General features: G+C 38.5%; 19 protein-coding genes and 1 pseudogene. 17 read left to right on the top strand and 3 right to left on the bottom strand.

The genetic code is table 11. The features are described 5' to 3' along the window. Positions 1-97 precede the first annotated feature (97 nt). From ACO1DI_RS18675 to ACO1DI_RS18650, 6 genes and pseudogenes are all read left to right on the top strand, one after another. A pseudogene (locus tag ACO1DI_RS18675) lies at positions 98-1,089 on the top strand (ketoacyl-ACP synthase III). Positions 1,090-1,171: 82 nt separating this feature from the next. Beyond that, positions 1,172-1,840 (top strand): response regulator transcription factor, encoded by a 669-nt coding sequence (locus ACO1DI_RS18670; RefSeq protein ID WP_014460327.1) that lies wholly within the window; start codon positions 1,172-1,174, stop codon positions 1,838-1,840. Beyond that, positions 1,837-3,201, top strand: a complete 1,365-nt coding sequence (locus ACO1DI_RS18665; protein ID WP_014460326.1) for a HAMP domain-containing sensor histidine kinase — start codon at positions 1,837-1,839, stop codon at positions 3,199-3,201. The genes ACO1DI_RS18670 and ACO1DI_RS18665 overlap by 4 nt, the downstream gene beginning before the upstream one ends. Before the next feature lie 85 nt (positions 3,202-3,286). Continuing rightward, positions 3,287-4,222: an ABC transporter ATP-binding protein gene (locus tag ACO1DI_RS18660; protein ID WP_042992143.1), complete on the top strand. Its 936-nt coding sequence runs from the start codon at positions 3,287-3,289 to the stop codon at positions 4,220-4,222. Then, a complete protein-coding gene (locus tag ACO1DI_RS18655) occupies positions 4,197-4,904 on the top strand; it encodes an ABC transporter permease (protein WP_423145538.1) in 708 nt (235 codons plus the stop codon). The genes ACO1DI_RS18660 and ACO1DI_RS18655 overlap by 26 nt, the downstream gene beginning before the upstream one ends. Then, positions 4,905-5,639 carry an ABC transporter permease gene (locus tag ACO1DI_RS18650; RefSeq protein WP_316909969.1) on the top strand — a complete coding sequence of 245 codons (735 nt, stop codon included), beginning with the start codon at positions 4,905-4,907 and terminating at the stop codon, positions 5,637-5,639. 31 nt (positions 5,640-5,670) lie between these two features. On the opposite strand, the gene ACO1DI_RS18645 is transcribed toward ACO1DI_RS18650, so the two are convergent. Continuing rightward, positions 5,671-6,510 (bottom strand): YitT family protein, encoded by an 840-nt coding sequence (locus ACO1DI_RS18645; RefSeq protein WP_014460322.1) that lies wholly within the window; start codon positions 6,508-6,510, stop codon positions 5,671-5,673. A gap of 248 nt (positions 6,511-6,758) precedes the next feature. On the opposite strand from ACO1DI_RS18645, the gene ACO1DI_RS18640 reads away from it, so the two are divergent. From ACO1DI_RS18640 to ACO1DI_RS18610, 7 genes are all read left to right on the top strand, one after another. After that, on the top strand, positions 6,759-7,112 hold the full coding sequence (locus tag ACO1DI_RS18640) for a YolD-like family protein (RefSeq protein ID WP_014460321.1): 354 nt from the start codon (positions 6,759-6,761) through the stop codon (positions 7,110-7,112). 121 nt (positions 7,113-7,233) lie between these two features. Then, a complete protein-coding gene (locus ACO1DI_RS18635; protein ID WP_013056833.1) occupies positions 7,234-7,374 on the top strand; it encodes a hypothetical protein in 141 nt (46 codons plus the stop codon). Between the two features lie 382 nt (positions 7,375-7,756). Then, positions 7,757-8,509: a DeoR/GlpR family DNA-binding transcription regulator gene (locus ACO1DI_RS18630; protein WP_013056834.1), complete on the top strand. Its 753-nt coding sequence runs from the start codon at positions 7,757-7,759 to the stop codon at positions 8,507-8,509. Next, positions 8,506-9,420 carry a 1-phosphofructokinase gene (gene pfkB / locus ACO1DI_RS18625; RefSeq protein WP_014460320.1) on the top strand — a complete coding sequence of 305 codons (915 nt, stop codon included), beginning with the start codon at positions 8,506-8,508 and terminating at the stop codon, positions 9,418-9,420. The genes ACO1DI_RS18630 and pfkB overlap by 4 nt, the downstream gene beginning before the upstream one ends. Positions 9,421-9,432: 12 nt before the next feature. Continuing rightward, the gene (locus ACO1DI_RS18620; RefSeq protein ID WP_013056836.1) at positions 9,433-11,304 is read left to right on the top strand and encodes a PTS fructose transporter subunit IIABC; all 1,872 of its coding nucleotides are present in this window, start codon (positions 9,433-9,435) and stop codon (positions 11,302-11,304) included. Between the two features lie 195 nt (positions 11,305-11,499). Beyond that, the gene (locus ACO1DI_RS18615; protein ID WP_014460318.1) at positions 11,500-12,882 is read left to right on the top strand and encodes an aspartate kinase; all 1,383 of its coding nucleotides are present in this window, start codon (positions 11,500-11,502) and stop codon (positions 12,880-12,882) included. A 116-nt stretch (positions 12,883-12,998) separates the two neighbouring features. Further along, positions 12,999-13,484: a YusW family protein gene (locus tag ACO1DI_RS18610; protein WP_014460317.1), complete on the top strand. Its 486-nt coding sequence runs from the start codon at positions 12,999-13,001 to the stop codon at positions 13,482-13,484. 65 nt (positions 13,485-13,549) lie between these two features. Here ACO1DI_RS18610 and ACO1DI_RS18605 read toward each other — a convergent pair whose 3' ends face one another. Then, positions 13,550-13,729: a hypothetical protein gene (locus tag ACO1DI_RS18605; RefSeq protein ID WP_014460316.1), complete on the bottom strand. Its 180-nt coding sequence runs from the start codon at positions 13,727-13,729 to the stop codon at positions 13,550-13,552. A 172-nt stretch (positions 13,730-13,901) separates the two neighbouring features. Here ACO1DI_RS18605 and ACO1DI_RS18600 point away from each other — a divergent pair, with 172 nt between their 5' ends. Both ACO1DI_RS18600 and ACO1DI_RS18595 read left to right on the top strand, forming a co-directional pair. After that, a complete protein-coding gene (locus tag ACO1DI_RS18600) occupies positions 13,902-14,492 on the top strand; it encodes a superoxide dismutase family protein (protein WP_423145537.1) in 591 nt (196 codons plus the stop codon). Positions 14,493-14,608: 116 nt separating this feature from the next. Continuing rightward, on the top strand, positions 14,609-16,096 hold the full coding sequence (locus tag ACO1DI_RS18595; RefSeq protein ID WP_423145536.1) for an FAD-dependent oxidoreductase: 1,488 nt from the start codon (positions 14,609-14,611) through the stop codon (positions 16,094-16,096). A 72-nt stretch (positions 16,097-16,168) separates the two neighbouring features. Here ACO1DI_RS18595 and ACO1DI_RS18590 read toward each other — a convergent pair whose 3' ends face one another. Continuing rightward, a complete protein-coding gene (locus tag ACO1DI_RS18590) occupies positions 16,169-17,401 on the bottom strand; it encodes a helix-turn-helix domain-containing protein (protein WP_328575222.1) in 1,233 nt (410 codons plus the stop codon). A 308-nt stretch (positions 17,402-17,709) separates the two neighbouring features. On the opposite strand from ACO1DI_RS18590, the gene ACO1DI_RS18585 reads away from it, so the two are divergent. Both ACO1DI_RS18585 and ACO1DI_RS18580 read left to right on the top strand, forming a co-directional pair. Further along, positions 17,710-18,489: an SDR family NAD(P)-dependent oxidoreductase gene (locus ACO1DI_RS18585; protein WP_115653750.1), complete on the top strand. Its 780-nt coding sequence runs from the start codon at positions 17,710-17,712 to the stop codon at positions 18,487-18,489. A 12-nt stretch (positions 18,490-18,501) separates the two neighbouring features. Then, positions 18,502-18,804 carry an ArsR/SmtB family transcription factor gene (locus ACO1DI_RS18580; RefSeq protein ID WP_116738277.1) on the top strand — a complete coding sequence of 101 codons (303 nt, stop codon included), beginning with the start codon at positions 18,502-18,504 and terminating at the stop codon, positions 18,802-18,804. The last annotated feature ends 4 nt before the right edge of the window (positions 18,805-18,808 follow it).

Genomic DNA, 18,808 nt, shown 5'->3' with positions numbered 1-18,808 from the left:
GGTACGCCTTTGCGCTTTTTATCTGCTAATAAATTAGTACCAGATATTAAAAGTAGGTGTTATAATTAAGTATCAACTGATTTGAGGTGGAGAAATGATGCAATCAAAAGCTAGAATCACAGGAATGGGGATATATACACCAAAGCAAAAATTAACGAACGACCATTTAAAAGAAATGGTTGATACAAGTGACGAATGGATTGTACAGCGCACGGGAATGAAAGAACAACGAATTGCTGGTGAAGGCGAATACACGTCTACGCTTGCCATTCGAGCAGTTGAAAATTTGCTCAACCGATATGCTGTAGAAATAGAAGATGTAGATGCAATTATTGTTTCGACAACAACGCCGGATCACTTTTTTCCTAGCGTAGCATGTCAGGTTCAAGATTACTTTCATATTAATCAAGCTGCTGCATTTGATTTAAGTGCCGCATGCGCCGGTTTTACATATGGACTTCACATGGCGAACGGCTTAGTGACGTCCGGATTGCATAAAAAAATTTTAGTTATTGGTGCGGAAGTCATGTCAAAAATTACAGATTATACGGACCGGGCAACATGCGTACTGTTTGGTGACGGAGCGGAGCGATGCTTGTAGAGTACGACGAGTGTAATCCAAGTTTCTTAGGATGTCACTACGGAACGGATGGGAGCGGAGGTATAAATTTATACCGTTCCAATTTATCTGACACTCTTTTAGGGAAAGAAATTAACTCCAGTGGAAATTTAGTTCAAAACGGGCGTGAAGTATATCGTTTTGCTGTCCGAACGATTCCAAAAGGAGTAGAAGCATTGTTAAAGGGTACTTCCATTTCTCTTTCTGATGTAAATTGGTTTATTCCGCACAGTGCAAACCTTCGGATGATTGAAGCTATTTGTGCTAAAACAGGTGTTTCAATGGATAAAACGTTAACGAGTGTGCAATACTGCGGAAATACATCTTCAGCTTCTATTCCGCTTGCTTTAAACGAAGGAATAATGACAGGAAAAGTACAGGATAATGACCTCCTTATTCTCTATGGGTTTGGGGGAGGATTAACGCACTGCGGCTTGTTAATTAAATGGACGTGTAAAGAAAAAAGCTAAAAGGCATCGCCTTTTAGCTTTTTTGTCTTTTACTGTTAACAAGAGTTCGATAAAATGGAAAAAGAAGTAAAGGAGGGCGTATATGAATCATGTTTTATACATTGAAGACAATGAAGAAATTGGGTTAATGATTCAAAAAGAGCTTAAAAAGCAAAACTATGAAGTTACTTGGTTACAATCGGGAGATAGCGCCAGCCAGTTTATTAAACAAGCGGATATTGTCATTCTAGATGTAATGCTTCCCGGCTTAGATGGATTTACAGTGGGAAAAAAGCTTAAAAAGTTAGCGCCTGATGTCCCTGTTTTAATGCTTTCAGCTCGTACAGCTCTAGAAGATAAGATTATTGGGCTAGAGTTTGCCGATGACTATGTCACAAAGCCGTTTCATCCAGAAGAACTGCTCGCAAGGCTCGAAGTATTGTTAAGAAGGTTTTCAAGAAAGAAAGAAGAACTTATTTTAAAACATTTGCATATTTCGATGATAGACTATCGTGTAATGAACAGAGAGACAAGTGAAGAAATTAGTTTAACAGGTAAGCAATTTCATATTTTTACGTATTTCCTTCAGCATTTAAATCAAATTTTAACAAAAGAACAAATTTATGAAGGAGTATGGAAAGAGCGTTATATCGAAGGAGATAAAACCTTAATGGTACATATTCGCTATTTGCGAGAGAAGCTTGAGAAAAATGCGGCTAAGCCTGAAATTATTGAAACAATACGTGGGATTGGCTACAGGGTCAAGCAATGAACGTTGCACAGTCTCTTGTTACGAAGTATATCTTATTTATGATTGTAGCTGTATTGATTATACCGTTATCATTTTTTGCGGGCTCATGGCTGATCACTGTTCCTTTTATGCGTATTCAAGGATTATTAGATGAAGAGTATAAAGGAAAAAGCTACTACGAACAAATGTGGAATCAAGAAGCCAAAAAGCTAGAAGGAGCAAATGAGGAAACAATCAACCAAAAGCTAAAATTATTAAAAAGAAAATATCCGGAAGCTTCAATGTTTTGGGTGAACGCTGCTGGACAAACACAGCTTCCGATTCCTTATCATGAATCCCTTCCGAAGCAATGGTCATCGTCTTATACGGCTGAATTTATAAAAAAACGATACGGAAACGATCCGTATACGGTTATTACCTTTATTGGAACAGATAAAAAGCAAGGTTTTATGGTCATTGAAGTGCCAGAAAAAGCCGTTGAGCCTCCTATTCAGAAACTAGATCCAGCCTACTATAATATTTATTTAGGGTTTGTTTTTATCATTGTGCTTTCTTTTATTGTGCTTTCTCTATTCTTTTTTCTTCGAATTCGAAAAAGGCTGCGAACGTTACAGGCTGCTATGAACAACAAAGACGAACAAGGAATTCCTTTACCTGTTGTACCTGGTTCCACAGATGAGATTGGACAGCTAGAACAATCATTTAATCAAATGATTAAACAGCTTCATGAAAGTCGAAACCGAGAGCAGCAAGAAGAACAGCTGCGGCAAGACTTAATTATGAGTCTATCGCATGACTTACGAACACCGCTCACGACCGTTCGGACTCATATTTATCAGCTGAAAAATGAAGAAGTAACGTTGAATGTTCAACAGTCTCTTGAAGTAATTGATGCTAAAGTAGAATTTGTTAGTAATTTAATAGATAATTTATTTTCCTATACGCTGCTGTTAAATGGAAAATATCCGTATCAAGAAGAGGAAATTGATATGACTCGATTTCTTAGAAAAAGCATTGCGCAGTGGTATCCACTATTTGAAGAAGAGAATATGGAAGTGGATATTCAACTTCCACCTCAGTCTCTATACTGGTACGGAGACGTGCAGTGGTTAGAAAGAATAATAGATAACTTATGTCAAAACGTAATTCGTCATGCTAAAGAAGGTCGTTTTATTGGTTTTCGCCTTGTTCAAGAACATAGTTCATCTTCTCTTATCATTTCTGATAAAGGGTCAGGCTTTAAAAAGAATAGTGAGACCAAACAAAACGGTGTAGGTTTAGCGGTTGTGGATGTAATGATTAAAGAAATGGAGTTAACGTGGTCAATTCATTCAACAAAGCATGGAACGGATATTCAAATTGTGTATGAAGCGAGTGATTAATTCACTCGCTTTTTTAAACGAATTTTAACCTTTCTTTTCCTTCCTCTTAACTTTCTCTGTTTATAGTAATAGAGAGGTGATAAAAGTGGAAATTGTTAAAACGACTCAGGTGACAAAAGTATTTAAAGGAGTAGAAGCTGTAAGCGAAGTGAATCTTTCCATTAAAGAAGGAGACATCTATGGTTTTTTAGGACCAAACGGAGCAGGGAAGACAACAACGATTCGAATGCTTCTTGGTCTAATGAAGCCAACGAGCGGTGAAATTGAGCTGTTTGGAGAAAGAATAATAAATCATAGGCAGCATATTCGAGCCTTAAAAAAGATAGGTTCACTTGTAGAGAGCCCTTCTTATTATGCACATTTAACTGCAAGAGAAAATCTAGAGGTACTTCGCAAGATACTGGGCGTATCTAGAAATAGAGTGGATGAAGTACTAGATATTGTAAAGTTAACAAAAGAAGCAAATCGTCCAGTTAAAGGATTTTCTCTTGGGATGAAACAGCGTCTTGGCATTGCTTCAGCACTTCTAGGAAACCCTCGCTTATTAATCTTAGATGAACCAACTAATGGACTAGATCCTGCAGGGATTCAAGAAATTCGCTCATTAATTAAAGAAATGCCAAGGGAAAATGGCGTTACCGTTTTAATTTCAAGTCATTTACTTTATGAAATTGACCACTTAGCGACTCAAGTGGGCATTATTACAAAAGGAAAGATGCTATTTAATGGCTCAATTGAATCGCTTCGCAAAAAGGCCAAACATCAAGTGGCATTTACAATAGGGGAAATAGAAAAGGCAAAAACAATACTATTAACAAACGGATTTGTACCTACTGTCAATAAAAACAGTCTCCTTCTAGATTATATTGATCATGAGCGAGTGGCACATCTTGTTTATCAACTCGTGCGAGAAAATGTCTCTATCTATCGCGTCGAAGAAAAAACAAAGTCACTAGAAGATATCTTTTTAAAGCTGACGAACGAGGAGAATGAACATGTTCATAAAAATACTGCAGGCTGAGTGTATGAAATTAAAAAGAAAATGGCTCTGGTTTTTATTATTTTTAGGTCCAGCAGGTGTAGTAGGCTTAACACTGGTAGATTACAGCGTTCGATATGAATATTTAATTCAACAAAATCCAAATGTGTGGGAAGGTCTTTTTCATGAAATAAACATTACGCTTCCTACAGCTTTTTTACTGGGAGGAACAATTCTTGCTTCAAATATAGCGCATGTTGAATATCACAGAAGCTCCTGGAAGCAGCTGCTGAGCTTACCAGTAAGCCGCCTAAGTGTTTATACGGCAAAATTTATAGTAGTTATGGCTATGTTACTCATCGCTTCTGCTTTTCTATTGATTGGTATAATCGGGCTAGGGTGGTGGTTGGGATTTGGTCTTCCCCCTTCTTGGAAAACTCTTTTTGTTTATAACTTCTATCCGTTCTTTTCAGCCATCCCGTTTGTAGCTATTCAAATATGGTTGTCCATACTTTTCAAAAATCAAAGCCGTTCTCTTGCACTAGGTATTATGATGAGTGTGACAATGAGTGGTATGGGAGAGTTGCCAAGCTGGTTTATTTGGCAATGGCCGATGCTAGTATTTTCTGATTACCGGAATACGTATATGATAACAGGTGCAATTATTGGTATTTTCTTATATGGTGCAGGCGCCTTTCACTTTATCAGAAAGGATGTGGCGTAAATGTTGTGGCAATTATGTAAGGTAGAATGGTTTAAATTGTTGAAAACAAAAGCCTGGATATATCTTTTTATTAGTCCAATTCTTATCGCTGCTATCCTTTTTGTGGGAGACCCGGCGCTGCCAAATGGGAAAATGAAATGGCTTATGGCAAGTGCTTTCATTGCCAATGTTCACGGCTTATTGCTTTTTCCGTTAATTGGCGGTTTAGTAACTTCATTCGTTTGTCGATACGAACACGAAGCAGGAGGGTGGAAACAATTATTATCTCTTCCTGTGACAAGGACAGCAGTATACGGAGCAAAATTGATCACAGCAGCGGCTTTTATGGGAATTCTTCAAGTGCTTGTATTTGTTGTTTTATTAGGGGTTAGCATGTTGAAAGACTATCCGAGTACTATTCCATTAAAAATGATAGCTGGAAATATGCTAGGCGGCTGGATTGCAGTGTTGCCAATTCTTGCATTTATGTTAGCTGTGTCGATGGCACTTTCTAGCTTTGGAGCATCTTTAACAGTTAGCGTCATTTTAACACTACCGAATTTATTCGTTGTTAATTCTGAAAGATTTGGTCCCTGGTACCCATGGACTCAGCCGATGTATGGAATGTTAGGTGTAACGGGAAGGGAGTCATGGGATTTGATGCTGACTACACAGACTTTCTTAGTGGTTATCATAAGCAGCTTTCTTCTTTTTGTAGCAGCAGGTTCACTGTATTTTCACCGCAAACATATATAATAGAAAAAACCCGCTTTTTTACAGCGGGTTTTTAGCTGGCTTTTGGAATAGTAAAACCTACTCCAAAGACGTCGCGCACATCGTGGACAACCACAAAGGCTTGTTCGTCGACTTTATGGATAATACGCTTTAACTCTAGCAGTTCTTGTTTGTTCACAACCACGTACAATACGTCTTTTGCTTCTTTTGTATAGCTTCCATGAGCAGAAAAGACAGTGACGCCGCGCTGCATCTTTTTATTGACTTGTTCGGCTACTTCAGCTGAACGGTGTGAAATAATGGTGATTGCTTTGCGAGGGTTGAGTCCTTCAATAATATAATCAAGCACTTTTGTTCCGATGTAAAGAGAAATAACCGTATACATCGTCTTTTCTCCACCGATGACAAAATAAGCGCTTGCTACAACTAATAAATCAATTGCTAGCATCGTTTTGCTAATATTCCAGTCTAGATATTGATTAGCTAAGCGCGCAATGACTGCAGAGCCGCCGGAAGTTCCGCCTCCTCTAAACACAAGTCCCAGTCCTACTCCGGCTAAAATTCCAGCAAAAATAGCCCCCAGTAACGTATCGTCAAGAGGATTTCCCAGTCCTTCAGTTATATGTAGGAATAGAGACGTGAAAACAATACATATAATTGTGTAAGCAATAACACGTTTGTGAAGTAATTTGTATCCAATCAGTACCAGCAAACCGTTTAATATAAAGTTTGTGATACCCGGAGACCAGCCTAGTACATAATAAGTAATCATTGTTACACCGGTTACACCGCCTTCAGCTAATTCATTTGGAATAGCAAAGTAATTAATGGCCAGTGCAAAAATAAGGCTACCCAGAACAATGAGGCTAATTTCTTTTATTTTATTAATCATGAACGTTACCTCCAATCATCAAAAACTCCGAAAACACAATCATGACAATGTATTATACCAACTCTAGAGACCGAATTAAAGATGGGATATTATTATTTTTTTAAAAATCAGCTTCTGCTATCAATATAAAATCTTTTGACAGTTTTTATGTAGTATGAAAAAATGAATTGTTTGCTTTTATTTTGATTAAAAAGTTTTGCAATGAGAATGTTTGTTCGGTAAAATAGAAGCAAGAGTCAAGGGGGAGAATGAACGTGTATCAAGATGAATTAAAACAGTATGCGAAGTTAGTAATGCCCGAGCATTTAGAGAAAATGAAGAAAATGTACAGTCCCAAAGCGCATAAGCAGCCTTTAGGGTTGGAAAAAGAGAAGATTGAGCATATTGAAAATGTCATTATGAACAGTTACTCGGAGCATCATCCAGTAACGCTTCATGTCTATGAAGCAGGACATATTCAAAGATATGAACGAGTGACGATCGATAAAGTCTCGCTGCAGTCGAATACGCTGATGGTGACAGGGCCTTGTTATACATATTCGATTCGAGCGGATGCAGTAATTGAAGCAGATGTATGGAAAGATGAAAGCTACTCTAGCTAAGAGTAGCTTTTTTGTTCGATTTGTATCTTTTTTTTAACGCTTGCATACAATACATAAAAGCATATTCTGCGAGTAGTAACTTTGAGCTACTAGGAAATTTTGATTAAAGAAGGGATATTGTATGCAAAATGAAAAAACTCAAGTAAGAGAAATTGAATTAACGCAGTTCATTAAAAAAAGACTCGTTCGTTTTATCTCAAGTTTAGCTATTTCTTCTGCACTTGCTTCTATATTATATATGCTTCTGTTTTTATTTAAATGATGGGTCACTTGGAGTTGTCCAAAAAGGTGGACAACTTTTTTGATGTATAGGCTCTCATTAAAACAGGACAAGCTAAACGTAATTCAGTCAGAAAAAATTCAATCGGTCAAGAAATAGTCAAAAACAGTCATGGCTAATTGAGTGAAAGAAAACCTTTACATATAATGAGAAAAGTAGACAAATTCTTGAATTACCAGCTTATTTCCTTTTGTGTGAACTATTATTAAAACAAATGCAAATCTAATTATTCGTTCAAAAAATTTCATTTTGTAATTAAAAAAATGAATGTTTTTGATTTTTTATGATTGATTTTGAATGTAAACCGTGATAAAGTAAGTACATGAAATAAATGAAAACGCTTTTTTGAAAAAGGAGCTAGAACATGTTAACGCCGGAGAGACATCAACTAATCTTAAAACTTTTAAAAGAGAAAGAACTTGTAAAAGTGCAAGAGTTTATCGAAGTTACAGGCGCTTCGGAATCCACAATTAGAAGAGACTTAAGTCAACTAGAAGAAGAGCAAATGCTCAAACGTGTTCACGGTGGCGCTTCGCTTATTCGCAGTAAACGAATCGAACTGAGCGTTATCGAAAAATCTGCCAAAAATGTTCAAGATAAACGAAACATTGCAGAGTATGCGGCTTCCATTATAAATGAAGGTGACTGTATTTTTTTAGATGCAGGAACTACAACGTATGAAATGATTCCTTTTTTAAAGCAAAAAGATGTAGTTGTCGTGACAAATGGTTTAATGCATTTAAACCCGATGCTAGAACAAGGTATCACCCTCTATTTAATTGGAGGATCGGTTAAACATAAAACGGGCGCTTTAATTGGCAATGGAGCCCTTTTAAGTCTTGAACAGTATCGTTTTGATAAATGTTTTATGGGAGCGAACGGGATTCATCATCAATACGGATATACAACTCCTGATCCAGAAGAAGCATTGATCAAGCAAACGGCAATGAAGCTGTCTAGAGAATCTTATATTTTATCAGATTCCACTAAATTTTTTGAAACAAGTTTTGCGAAAATAGCCGATTTACACGAAGCAAAAATTATAACAAATGACGTACCTAGCGATGTACTTATACAGTATGCAAACAAAACAGACATAAAGGTTGTGAAATCATGATTTATACATGTACGTTGAACCCATCCGTTGATTACGTAGTACATGTTTCAGCATTCGAAGAAGGCGGGCTTAACCGCACAACGAATGAAGCTAAGTTTCCAGGAGGAAAAGGCATTAACGTCTCTCGCGTTTTAAAGCGATTAGGTGTTGATAATAAAGCTCTCGGTTTTGTAGCCGGTTTTACAGGAACTTATATCGAAGACTACTTAAAAGCAGAGAATATTGAAACAGCTTTTACAAGAGTTGATGGAGATACGCGCATTAACGTAAAGTTGAAAACAGAAAAAGAAACAGAAATTAACGGTCAAGGACCTGCTATTACAGACGAAGCGCTTCAGTCTTTATTGACTCAAGTGAAGCAAATGACTGAAGGCGATATCTTCGTATTAGCAGGGAGTATACCGAAAACGCTTCCAAGTTCTGTCTATGAAACGTTGACTGAGCTAGCAGCAGCGAACGGAGTAAAAGTAGTAGTAGATGCAAGTGGAAAAACCTTGCTAGACGTCGTGTCTCACAAGCCGTTTTTTATCAAACCAAATCATCATGAACTTGCAGAATTGTTTGATGTAGAAGTAAACAGTGCAGAAGATGCGCTGGTATACGGTAAAAAACTCGTGGAACAAGGAGCGCAAAACGTCGTTGTATCCATGGCAGGCGATGGAGCACTTCTTATTAACGAAAGCGGTGTCTACAGTGCCACAGTCCCTAAAGGAACAGTGAAAAATTCTGTTGGAGCTGGCGATTCACTTGTAGCTGGATTTATTGCTTCTTATGTAAAACAAGGGGATTTATTAGAAGCCTTCCAAACAGGAGTTGCTTCAGGAAGTGCCACAGCATTCTCACTTGAATTATGTACAGCAGAAGATGTAAAGACGCTTCGTGAACAAGTGTCAATCACAAAGGTAGAGTAGGGGGAACCGAGAATGAGAATTACAGAACTACTAAAAAAAGATACAATCATTCTTGATTTAAAAAGCACGTCAAAAGCTGATGTTATTGATGAATTAGTTGGAAAATTAGACGAAGCTGGTCGCTTAAGCGACCGAGCTGGCTATAAAGAAGCAATTTTAAATCGTGAATCTCAAAGCACAACGGGAATTGGGGAAGGTATTGCTATTCCACATGCAAAAACAAGCTCGGTAAAAACACCGGCCATTGCATTTGGACGCTCAACAGAAGGTATTGATTATGAATCATTAGACGGACAGCCTGCACACCTATTCTTCATGATTGCAGCGAGTGAAGGCGCGAATAATGCTCACTTAGAAACATTATCTCGTTTGTCTACGTTATTAATGGACGAATCGTTCCGAAAAACGTTGCTAACAGCATCATCAATTGATGAAGTCATCAAAGCAATTGATGATAAAGAAACTGAAAATGAAGCGCCGGAAGAAGAAGTGGATACAGCTTCAGATCAATTAGTGCTTGCTGTAACGGCTTGTCCAACAGGAATTGCCCACACATATATGGCAGCGGACAGCCTAAAAGCAAAAGCGAAAGATATGAACGTGACGCTTAAAGTTGAAACAAATGGTTCCAGCGGTGTTAAAAACGCGTTGACGAAGGAAGAAATTGAAAACGCTACCGCTATTATTGTTGCAGCGGACAAGCAAGTAGAAATGGAACGTTTTGCAGGTAAAAAAGTTATTCAAGTTCCAGTAGCTGAAGGAATTCGCAAGCCTGAAGAATTAATTAACCGCGCGTTAAAAGGAGACGCTCCTGTATACAGCGGCGGCGGTGGCAGCAAAGAAGGCGGAGAAAGTAAAGGATCAGAGCGTACAGGGTTTTACAAGCACCTAATGAGCGGTGTATCAGCAATGCTTCCGTTTGTTGTAGGGGGCGGAATCTTAATTGCCATCTCGTTTATGTTTGGTATTCACTCAGCAGAACCGAAAGATCCAACGTACAATGCATTTGCAGCGGCGCTAAAAACAATTGGCGGAGATAATGCATTCTTCTTACTAGTACCAGTACTAGCAGGATTCATTGCAATGAGTATTGCTGATCGTCCTGGTTTAGCTCCTGGTATGGTTGCGGGTCTTTTAGCAGCTTCTGGTGGAGGCGGTTTCTTAGGTGGTTTAATCGCTGGTTTCTTAGCGGGTTATGTAGTAGTGGGATTAAAGAAATTATTCAGCGGTTTACCGCAAGCGCTTGATGGAATTAAGCCAGTTCTTCTTTATCCGCTATTTGGAATTTTCATCTCAGGATTGATTATGCTTTATGTTGTAAATGAACCAGTTAGTGCAATTAACAAAGGATTAACGCACTGGTTAAGTGGATTTGGTACAGGTAACTTAGTATTATTAGGTATTATCTTAGGCGGTATGATGGCTATTGATATGGGTGGTCCTATTAATAAGGCAGCCTTTACATTTGGTATCGCAATGATTGATGCTGGAAACTATGCACCACACGCAGCGATTATGGCAGGAGGTATGGTTCCACCATTAGGTATGGCTATTGCGACAACTTTGTTCAAAAACAAATTTACTCGCCAAGAGCGTGAAACAGGTAAAACGTGTTATGTAATGGGTCTTTCATTTATCACAGAAGGTGCGATTCCATTCGCAGCAGCTGACCCAGGCCGTGTTATTCCTGCATCGGTTATCGGTGCTGCGGTAGCAGGTGCTTTAACAATGATGTTCCACATCGGTTTACCAGCACCACACGGTGGCGTATTCGTTATCGGAATTGTACAAGGAAATCCTCTTTTATATGCACTAGCAATTTTAATTGGTGCAATTGTAACAGCGGTCCTTGTAGGTGTATTAAAAAAGCCAAAAGCAGAATAACAAAAAAAGACTGATTTTACACTATGTAAAATCAGTCTTTTTGTATTTTTGAGGTAGACATTTGTTCTTTATGAGAGTACAATTACGGTAGTATTCCTTTAATTTTTAGAAAAGTTAGATAGATAAGCTTTTCTGCTTGATAAAATATGGTACAATAATCGAATATTAAAAACAAAGTAAGGAAGTGTCTCAAACATGAAGGTTGCGAAATTTGGCGGGAGTTCAGTTGCAAGCGCAGAGAAATTTAAACAGGTTGCGCATATTGTAACGTCTGATAAAGAGAGAAAGCTGGTAGTTGTATCAGCTCCGGGTAAGCGATACGGAGAAGATACAAAAATGACAGATTTGCTAATCGCACTTTCTGCCAAAATACAGCTTGGAGAAGATTACGTCGATGCGTTTGGGCAAGTAATCGATCGCTATCGTGAAATTGTGGTTGACTTGTCTATGCCAGAAACGATCATTACTGATATTATTGCGAATTTACAATCACTTATTGATTTACATAAAAACGATCCGTTTCGCTTATTAGACTGTCTAAAAGCAAGCGGAGAAGATAATAACGCAAAGGTAATGGCTGCTTATTTAAACCATTTAGGGTTTGAAGCTCATTATGTAAATCCAAAAGAAGCAGGTATTTTTGTTTCTGATGAACCCGGAAGAGCAAGAGTGCTTCCACTGTCTTATGAAAAACTGCCGCAGCTAAGAGAGCGTTCGGGCATTTTGGTGATTCCAGGATTCTTTGGCTACTCTGAAGAAGGGAACATGGTTACGTTCTCGCGCGGTGGTTCAGATATCACAGGCTCAATTGTAGCAGCGGGAGTAAAAGCTGATTTGTATGAAAACTTTACGGACGTAGATGCTATTTATAGCGTAGATCCAAGACTTGTGGAAAAGCCTCATGAAATGAAAGAAGTCACATACAGAGAAATGCGTGAACTATCCTATGCAGGTTTTTCTGTCTTCCATGATGAAGCGCTAGAGCCGGTTTATAAACTAGGCATTCCTGTATGTGTAAAGAATACAAATAATCCTGAAGCAAAGGGTACATTTATTGTAGCTGAGCGTCCTCACGGCGATACGCCGGTGGTCGGAATCGCTGGGGACAAAGGTTTTTGCAACATTCATGTGAGCAAATACTTATTAAACCGTGAAATTGGTTTTGGCAGAAGATTGCTTGAAATTTTAGAAGATGAAGGTATTTCATACGAACATACCCCTTCAGGAATTGATAATATCTCTGTCATCATGCGCGAGCATCAGCTTACGCCAGATGTGGAAAAACGCGTATTTGCTCGAATTGAAAAGGAACTTGAAGTAGATGAAATCTTTATTGAACGTGATCTTGCTATGGTTATGGTAGTAGGAGAAGGCATGAATAGCACAGTAGGAATTGCTGCAAAAGCTACAGAAGCTTTTGCTCGTGCTGAAGTGAATCTTGAAATGATTAACCAAGGTTCTTCTGAGGTAAGCATGATGTTTGGTGTGAAAGCAGACGCTTTAGACCGTGCTGTTCAAGCTCTTTACAATACGTATTTTAACAGCATGTACAGTATTTCTTATTCTAATGTAAAATAAACAAGACGAAAAACCCCGCTTTCTTTTTAGAGAGCGGGGTTTTCTAGTGAAGGCGTATAAAAATCAAATTTGTGGACATAAAGGGAAGGAAGAGTGAAGTCAAAGGAGGAAATACAGTGAAGAAAAGACCCTTTTTCATATTCTTTTCCCTTATAGGTATGAGCGTACTTTCAGCTTGCCACAATGATGATGCGGCACCGGCGAGAGAAGCTCAAAATAAACAAGGCGTGACGAATGGCGGAACGCCGATGAGCTATGATAATCAAAGTGAAAACACGTCTTTTAACTTTTCAAAATTTGATTTAGAAGTGGACTACAAGGGACTTAATAATGATTATGAAGCCGACTATGAAAACGAAAATGATGAGATAGAAGCCAAAGTGGATGATAATATTAACGATGAGCACCTGAACGGAGACAAAGCTTTTAATAAATTATCTTCAAAATTTAAAAAGTTAAATTTTGATCAGCGCACCCCCGATGAAGATGTAAAAAAAGAAGTCATCGATGCGTTTGGTCTAAAAAAAGATTTTCAGTCGTTTGAATTAGAAGTTCGTTTTTCAAATGGAACGGAAAAAGAATACAACTTTAAACAAAAGTAAGACGTTAAAACGAAGAAAAAAGTGGAAAAACGGGTGAGGTTGAGACATAACTACATCAACCAAATCTAAAGGAGAAAAAAGAGGATCAATAAGCTAGTATGAATAGCTTGTGACACCGCTGTTGAATTCCGCGCAAGACTTCGCTTTCCGCGGGCGGCCGATGAGCCTCCTCGTCGCTTATGCTCCTGCGGGGTCTCATCTATGCCGCTTTTCCCCCAGGAGTCTTCGTCTTGCTCTCCAATCAACAGCTAGAAGCACCTGTCTAGATGAAACCTACGTTCATCATCACCGTGAAAAATTCAACTTGTTCAGATTTTCCTTCGACTAAAATACTTTTGTCCCATCCTCTTTTTTTATGTCTAAAAAAAGGAAAATAGTGAAAGGATGGTGATAAATAAGCAAAAGGAGGAATCACGGATGCAAAAGTTGATAATGAACGGATGCGTCGTTTTTATTCTGTTATTGCTAGCAGCATGCAGCATGGTAAAAGAGCAAAATAACGCTCATGAAAATCACCTGAAAACAGAGGAAGCGAAAGAAACAAGCGAAGTATTGGTAGAACCTATTAAAGTGGATTTAACAAATACGTCAGGCAAAAAAGTAGGAGAGGCTACCCTGTCAGAAGCAAAGAACGGCGTGCACATTAAATTAACTGCTCAAGGTCTTTCACCGGGAAGACATGGATTTCATATTCATGAAATAGGAAAATGTGAGGTGCCAGATTTTAAAACAGCGGGTGCCCATTTTAATCCTTTTAAACGTGAACACGGCTATAAAAATACAAAAGGCCCGCATGCAGGCGATTTGCCCAATCTAGAAGTTGCTCCAAATGGCAAAGTAGATACAGAAATTTTTGCTTCTCTTGTCACGCTGCAAGAAGGAAAGCCGAATTCTCTTTTGGATATGGATGGATCGGCATTAGTGATACATGATAAAGTCGACGATTACACAACGGATCCTTCAGGAAACTCAGGAGATCGGATTGTTTGTGGAGTGATTACAAAATAAGCGAAAAAGCTGTGAGATCAATCACGGCTTTTTTATTTCAGTAACGAGCCGCTTCTAAATTGCCGTGAGCTTCTTTTTTTTGCACAATAGAAGAAAGAGCTAAAGAAGGTGAAAACATGTATAAGCAAGTTGTTGTAATAGGCGGAGGAATAGGTGGGTTAACAGCGGGAGCGCTTTTAGCTAAACATGACTATGAAGTGACGATTTTAGAAGCTTCTCGAGAATGGGGAGGCTGTGCAGGGAAATTTCAGCGCCATTTGTATACGTTTCCTGTTGGGGCGACGCTTGGAATGGGATTTGAGCGCGGAGGGATACATGAGCGAATCGGCACGTACCTTGGTCTAGAAATTGAAAAGATTCCTCTTGAGAAAATCATGAAAGTTCATCTTCCTCATCGTACACTGATTTATTACCAAGACCGTTATGAGCATATTTCCTATCTTCAAAAACAATTTCCTCATAAAGCGAAGAATATTAAGAGCTTTTATGAAAATGTGTTTAGAATGGCAAAAGAAATTCGCAAGCTTATGCAGTCTCTGCCGGTTCTTCCTCCTCTGACAGTCGGTGAGTGGAGCAGGCTGGCAAGTTCGTTGAATTTTGGTTCTATGAAGCTGTTGCCTTATTTTCATCAATCGTTTAGTTATTTACTAAAAAAACACAGCTTGCTAGACGAAGCGGACTTTCTTCATTTTGTTGATGGTCAATTAATAGACAGCATGCAGACAACGAGTGAGAACTGTTCAATGCTTATTGGATGTTTAGCGTTGGATATTTATCACGAAGGTGCTTTTTATGTAAAAGGTGGCTTATACAAAGTCGCAGAAGCGCTGCAAAAATCGATTAAAGCCAGCGGAGGAAAAACGACTCTAGGAAGGAAAGTAGTAAAGGTAGAGCGTGATAATGACGGCTGGATCGTGCATGATCATAGAGGTAACCGTTACCGTGCATCAGACGTTGTATGCAACGCACCGGTTCAAAGCTTAAAGTCTTTATTACATGATGAAGATTACCAACATATTCATAAGCGGGCAAAAGAAAAAAGCGAGCTTCCGCAGTGGGGAACGTTTTCGATGTATTTTGCGATTGATGAAAGAGATCTGCTGCAAAAGGTAGAGTTGTTTCAGCAAGTACTTCAGTCCGAACAAGGAGAAATGACGGAAGGAAATCATTTATTTATCTCCGTGTCTCATCCTGATGATCGTTTTCGAGCCCCTGAAGGCAAGCGTACAATTACAGCGTCTACTCACATTGATCTTAGTAAGTGGAGTAACAAAGAAGCCTATGACCTTCAAAAAAAAGTTCTTGAGGAAAAAATGGTAGCAGGCATTAAAACCATTATTCCTAGCATTGAAAAAGCAGAGCATCAAATTTCGGGAGCTCCTAAAGCATGGGAAAGGTTCACTTCTCGCCCAAACGGCGGAGTGGGAGGCTTTCCGCAAACGTTAGATCATGCCTTGTTCAACAGCATTTCGCATCGATCTGGCTTACAAGGACTGTGGTTATGCGGAGATACAGTGTTTCCAGGAGCAGGAACTATAGGCGTATCGGTAAGCGGCTATCATGTTTTTCAAAGTATAACGTCTCATCGCCACACGCTACCTTAACATTTCTTACATACAAACTACTATTGTTCATACTATTAAAAAACACCGGCCCTATTACCATAGGGCCGGTGTTTAGGAGAGAAACAGCTTCCACCACTTCCGTTTTCGCTTCATATCAGCAGCGGCGGTTTGTCTAAAGGTTTGGACAAAATCACTAAACATCTCTTCGCGTTCAGCTACGCTTTGACGATGAAGCTTACGTTCTTTCTCCATTTCTTTTAAATAATAGACTCGTTCCTCATTCATTGAATCAATTAAATCACGAAGCTCTTCTGTCGTATTAGTTGAAGAATTGTTTAATTTTTCAACCATAAATTTTACTTGATTCATCGCAACAGTGGAGTTGCTTGAGAATCGGTCTAGTAAATACTGCATTTCTTTAGAGGATTCATCCGCATTCTCCATCACATCTTTCATGAACAGGCGCATATCCTCGGTTTTCTCTTCAGCGATTGTTGAATAATCTTCAATCAAAGAAGTGACTTCATCAAACGATTTTTCGTTAGAACGGATAATTTTTTTAGACATATTTTCTACATCTCTTGCGCTGCGTTCTGAAGACTCAGAGATGTATGCCCCGACCGACTCCACCATTTCTACAGTTTGGGTAGCACTTTTTTCAAGCTCTCTTTTTACTTCTCCGACAATTTCTTCGCGAACTTCATTTCGCATACCCTCTCGCATTTCTTTTAACAAATCAGCTTTAAATGTATCAAGTACCTCAAACACATCTTCATAGCGGCGAACAGCTTCTACTAATTCCCCTTGAAGCAGTTCTTTTTCATTCACGACAAGGTCATTTGGTTTTGGCTCTTCAATAGAAGCAGAAATGGTCTGCTTTTCTTCTTCGGTAGCTAATCGCGCTTCAGGTATAGGGGGGATCTTTTCTTGCTTATTTTTTGGAATGTTTTCCTGCTTGTCGGCAGTTTTCTTCTTTTCTTGCTTTACTTGTTTATTGGAGTGTTCTTGAAAATCAATGACGTTTTCTTTTTTAGCTGTTTTTAGCTGTGCCGGTCCATCTTCTTTTGAAACCGCTGCCTCTGACTCCATCACTAAATGCTCCTGTTCTTCTTGTTCCTTTATCAGCAGCTGAACGTATTCTTTGACTTCATCTAACGTACATTGTTCATCAAACAGCTGTTTAATATCATTAAATAATTCAATTTGTTCCTCTGTATAGACACGGGCCCCATCTACTCGTTCAATTGTTAAATAGCTGCCCAATAATTTTTCCCATTGTTTTAGCGTTTTCTTTTCTACCTCTAATTGATCACTTACTTTTTTAATTGTATATGTCTCCATCATTTTTCATTTCCTCCCTTATCTATTTTCATCCAACTATGTAATGGATTATTTGTTGTATGTTGTATTCACCATATCTTCACTTGTTTTCCTGCTAGGTGACAAAGGTTGTCAAAACTAGACGACATTAGCCTTCTATGTAAAGAAAGCGCATATTTTGTAAAAAAATGTACAGAAATCCGCTAATGGAAAAAATTAAAAATAGAGAAGATCAAGAGAGTATAGAAAACAGTTGACGGGAAAAAATGAATCCTATAAGATAAGTTTAAATGTTTAAGTTCTTGAACATATAAACATAAGGAGTGAATATTATGTCACAGCATTATGCGCTCATCACCGGTGCGTCCGGAGGAATAGGTAAAGAGTTAGCTTATCAATTCGCAAAGGATGGACATCCTGTAATTTTAGTTGCCAGAAGCGCTGATAAACTAACAGCGCTTGGAGAGAATTTAAAATCTACTTATAATATTGAAGTGGTAACGGTTGTTAAGGATTTATCAAGAGAAGAAGAGATACAGTCATTATATGAAGAACTTAAAAATAAAAAAATGCACGTTGATTATTTAGTGAACAATGCTGGTTTTGGACTATACGGCAAATTTATTGAAACAGCTTTAGATGAAGAGTTAAACATGATTGATTTAAATATTCGAGCATTAACTCATTTAACAAAATTATTTTTACCCGATATGGTCAAAAGAAACCGCGGAAAAATTTTAAACATTGCATCTGTTGCTGCATTTATGCCGGGTCCGCTTATGACGGTATATTACGCAACAAAAGCGTACGTGTTATCTTTCACAGAGGCCCTTGAAAATGAATTAAAAGGTACCAATGTAACGGTAAGTGCTCTATGCCCAGGTCCAACTAAAACTGGTTTTAGCGACCGAGCCCAGCTAAGCAACTCCAAGCTTTTTCAAAGCGGTGCAATGGATGTAGAAACAGTTGTTAAAGTGGGCTATAAAAAATTTATGAAAGGGCAGACGGTTATTGTACCAGGAGTACAGTTTCGCCTTGCCACGTTCATCCCGCGCTTCGTGCCAAGAAAATGGCTTTCCTCCGTTGTGCGCAGAACACAAGAAATTAAATAAAGGAGATTATGTATGAGTGAAAAAGCAGTCGAGTTATTTCGTGCCAGCATTCCTGTCTTTCAGGCCCTAAGTGATTCAGCAAGACAAGACATTATTTTGCTGCTCGCCGAAAAAGAGCCCTTAACCGTTAATGAGATTGCAAACGAGTCTACTTTATCACGACCGGCAATTTCTCATCATTTAAAAATTTTACGCGATCAAAAGCTTGTAAAAATTGAGCAAAAAGGGACGCAGAGATATTATTCATTAGCTTTAAACGAGGCAGTTGAGCTATTAAAAAGCTTGCTTGCTACAGTTGAAGCCGAATGTTTATAGGGAG

This window comes from Priestia sp. 40, from assembly GCF_049368575.1.
Taxonomy (GTDB): domain Bacteria; phylum Bacillota; class Bacilli; order Bacillales; family Bacillaceae_H; genus Priestia; species Priestia zanthoxyli.
The sequence above is the reverse complement of the archived record's forward strand: the minus strand, read 5'-3'. Positions and strand labels throughout refer to the sequence as shown.

Excerpts from the sequence above, each read along its gene's own strand:
- ACO1DI_RS18650 (WP_316909969.1), top strand. The coding sequence starts at position 4,905 with ATGTTGTGGCAATTATGTAAGGTAGAATGGTTTAAATTGTTGAAAACA.
- ACO1DI_RS18655 (WP_423145538.1), top strand. The coding sequence starts at position 4,197 with ATGTTCATAAAAATACTGCAGGCTGAGTGTATGAAATTAAAAAGAAAA.
- pfkB (WP_014460320.1), top strand. The coding sequence starts at position 8,506 with ATGATTTATACATGTACGTTGAACCCATCCGTTGATTACGTAGTACAT.
- ACO1DI_RS18590 (WP_328575222.1), bottom strand. The coding sequence starts at position 17,401 with ATGATGGAGACATATACAATTAAAAAAGTAAGTGATCAATTAGAGGTA.
- ACO1DI_RS18645 (WP_014460322.1), bottom strand. The coding sequence starts at position 6,510 with ATGATTAATAAAATAAAAGAAATTAGCCTCATTGTTCTGGGTAGCCTT.
- ACO1DI_RS18585 (WP_115653750.1), top strand. The coding sequence starts at position 17,710 with ATGTCACAGCATTATGCGCTCATCACCGGTGCGTCCGGAGGAATAGGT.
- ACO1DI_RS18665 (WP_014460326.1), top strand. The coding sequence starts at position 1,837 with ATGAACGTTGCACAGTCTCTTGTTACGAAGTATATCTTATTTATGATT.
- ACO1DI_RS18630 (WP_013056834.1), top strand. The coding sequence starts at position 7,757 with ATGTTAACGCCGGAGAGACATCAACTAATCTTAAAACTTTTAAAAGAG.
- ACO1DI_RS18595 (WP_423145536.1), top strand. The coding sequence starts at position 14,609 with ATGTATAAGCAAGTTGTTGTAATAGGCGGAGGAATAGGTGGGTTAACA.
- ACO1DI_RS18670 (WP_014460327.1), top strand. The coding sequence starts at position 1,172 with ATGAATCATGTTTTATACATTGAAGACAATGAAGAAATTGGGTTAATG.
- ACO1DI_RS18640 (WP_014460321.1), top strand. The coding sequence starts at position 6,759 with ATGAACGTGTATCAAGATGAATTAAAACAGTATGCGAAGTTAGTAATG.
- ACO1DI_RS18620 (WP_013056836.1), top strand. The coding sequence starts at position 9,433 with ATGAGAATTACAGAACTACTAAAAAAAGATACAATCATTCTTGATTTA.
- ACO1DI_RS18600 (WP_423145537.1), top strand. The coding sequence starts at position 13,902 with ATGCAAAAGTTGATAATGAACGGATGCGTCGTTTTTATTCTGTTATTG.
- ACO1DI_RS18615 (WP_014460318.1), top strand. The coding sequence starts at position 11,500 with ATGAAGGTTGCGAAATTTGGCGGGAGTTCAGTTGCAAGCGCAGAGAAA.
- ACO1DI_RS18580 (WP_116738277.1), top strand. The coding sequence starts at position 18,502 with ATGAGTGAAAAAGCAGTCGAGTTATTTCGTGCCAGCATTCCTGTCTTT.
- ACO1DI_RS18635 (WP_013056833.1), top strand. The coding sequence starts at position 7,234 with ATGCAAAATGAAAAAACTCAAGTAAGAGAAATTGAATTAACGCAGTTC.